The 2,303-nt window shown below is 62.2% G+C and carries 3 protein-coding genes; all 3 read right to left on the bottom strand.

Going from position 1 to position 2,303, the window contains the following annotated elements:
* Positions 1–128: 128 nt before the first annotated feature.
* The 3 genes from VLR48_RS18805 to VLR48_RS18815 all read right to left on the bottom strand — a co-directional run bounded on the left by VLR48_RS18805 (position 129) and on the right by VLR48_RS18815 (position 2,254).
* On the bottom strand, positions 129–1,559 hold the full coding sequence (locus VLR48_RS18805) for a BCD family MFS transporter (protein ID WP_325293252.1): 1,431 nt from the start codon (positions 1,557–1,559) through the stop codon (positions 129–131).
* Between the two features lie 367 nt (positions 1,560–1,926).
* Positions 1,927–2,085 (bottom strand): light-harvesting antenna LH1, alpha subunit, encoded by a 159-nt coding sequence (pufA, locus tag VLR48_RS18810; protein WP_120797906.1) that lies wholly within the window; start codon positions 2,083–2,085, stop codon positions 1,927–1,929.
* 28 nt (positions 2,086–2,113) lie between these two features.
* Positions 2,114–2,254 carry a light-harvesting protein gene (locus tag VLR48_RS18815; RefSeq protein WP_093028033.1) on the bottom strand — a complete coding sequence of 47 codons (141 nt, stop codon included), beginning with the start codon at positions 2,252–2,254 and terminating at the stop codon, positions 2,114–2,116.
* Positions 2,255–2,303: the final 49 nt, after the last annotated feature.

Consider the following 2,303-nt stretch of genomic DNA (forward strand, 5'->3'; position numbering starts at 1 on the left):
GGCGCTCGAGAATCTGGCGGCCTGAGGCGATCGCTCGTTCTCGGCGAGCGCCGCGCTGCTCGGGAGACAACCAAAGCGGACGTCGAGGCAGGACGCCTCGCCGACGGCCGCAAGACGAGCCGAAGGGCTCAGGGCATGTGATCGAGACCGATCTTCGATCCGGCTCGGGTGTTGGCATCTCCGGGGCGAAGAACCAGCGGAAGAATCACCACGAGCGTGCCGATGAGCAAGAGGATCTCGAGCGCGTAGACGACATCGTATCCCAGCCCGGGCCAGGCCAGATCTTCTCCGAAGACACCGCGGTTCGCCATCCCCATGACGACGTCGCGCAAGATGCCGCCGGCGGCGAAGGCGACACCCATCGCCGTCGCCTGAACAGCACCCCAGGCGCCGAGCGCCAAACCGCTGAAGCCGCCCTCCGCGAGCGCCATCGCCGCAGTCAAGGTTGCCACCATGAAGAGCCCGCCGCCGAAACCAATCAGCCCGGCACCGGCGCGATACAGCCAGGTCGCATCCAAGGGGGCGGACAGGATCACCGCGACAAAGGCGAGAATTCCGATCAGGGCTCCGATCGCCGCAATCCGATAGGGCTCGCTACCGCGCCCCATCAGGCGCGCGGCCAGCACGAAGGCAAGCAGGGATCCGGCGGCCCAAATAGCGTTGAGCGCGGTCGTCTGGGAGACGCTCAGCCCGAGGATCTGACCGCCGTAAGGCTCGAGCAGGATGTCCTGCATCGTGAAACCGAGCGTTCCGAGCCCCACGACCACCAGCAGTCGGCTCGCGCGTCCGCCACGGGTAAAGTGACGCCAGGTCTCCATGAACGGCGGCCGCGGCACCGGATTGGCCGCACGCTGCTGATCGATCGCCTCCTGCTTCCAGAGGGCGACCACGTTCAGAATGATCGTCGCCAGCGCGACACCCTGAATGACCTGAATGAGCAGCTCGTTGCTGAAGTTGGTGAGCAGCTTTCCGAACAAGAGCGAGCTTCCCGCCCAAGCGGCCAAGAGGGTGACGTAGAGCAATGCCACAACCCGCGGACGTTTCTCCGGCGGCGAGAGATCGGTGGCAAGCGCCAAACCCGCGGTTTGTGTCGTGTGGAGTCCGGCACCGACCAAAAGGAAGGCAAGTGCAGCACCCATCTGACCGAGCACATTGAACTGGTTATTGACATCCGCAAGCAGCAGTAAGGCGAACGGCATCATCGCGAATCCGCCGAACTGCATCATGCTTCCGAGCCAGATGTAAGGGATGCGGCGCAAGCCGAATGCCGAGTGGTGGTAATCGGATCGATGGCCGATCAGTGCACGCAGCGGCGCGAAGACGAGCGGCAGCGCCAGCATGAGACCGACCAGCGACGCGGGCACGGCAAGCTCGACGACCATCACTCGATTCAGGGTTCCCTGCAGCAACACCATGGCCATGCCGACCGAGACCTGAAACAGGGACAAGCGCAGGATTCTGCGCAGCGGGAAATCGGCCGACGAGACATCGGAAAAAGGCAGTATCCGAGGCAGCAGCTCGCGCCAGGCTTGCGCCCAGGGATCGTCGTTACGACTCATGCCGGGATCAGCTCCACAGGTGAATTAGGCTCGGAAACAAGAGCGATGTCTTGAGGGTCGGGGATTATCGCACTCGGTGCATCAATGATCCACCATGCCCGGATCAGCTCCGAAAGGCACTATGCCCGATCACGCACGACGGTTAGGCACCGGACAAATCCTAAGGAGGGGTCGCCTGCGCGACGGAGGAGCGACTTCGGGAGGGACATCAATGTCGATCGGGGTCTGGGATCGGCAAGCATCGGGGTTTCGAAGGACGGGGTTGTCAAGCAGTGACATCCCGCCCTTCGGTCACGATAGGCGCGCCGTGCGGCGCCGGCCCATCGTCCTCGGGGCTACTCGACGGCAGCCCCTTCGAGCGCAGGCATCAAGCCCAGCCGAATCCCATCTGGAACACAACGGCATGCAGCACTAGCGCGATGACCAGCAGCATGAAGAAGATCGGCATCAGCCAGGTTGCGGGGTTCAGAACCAGCCACACTTTCCAATCGTCTTCCGGGTTTTTCGGTTTTGCGATTTCGCTCATGATCTTGTTCTCGTCGAGGTCGGGTTAATTAGAACCAAGGATTGGCCGCGATGATGAACAGATGCACCAGCGCGGCGAGGCCGACGTACGCGGTGTAGGTGATCTTGAACTGCTCGTGGAATTCCTTTGCTTGTTGTTCGGTCAAACCCGACAAGGATTGCTCGGCCATCGATGTATCTCCGATAGAGAGGTGTCAGTACGGCGCCGTTTCAGAAATC

It is taken from the genome of Thiocapsa sp., from assembly GCF_035467215.1.
Lineage (GTDB): Bacteria > Pseudomonadota > Gammaproteobacteria > Chromatiales > Chromatiaceae > Thiocapsa.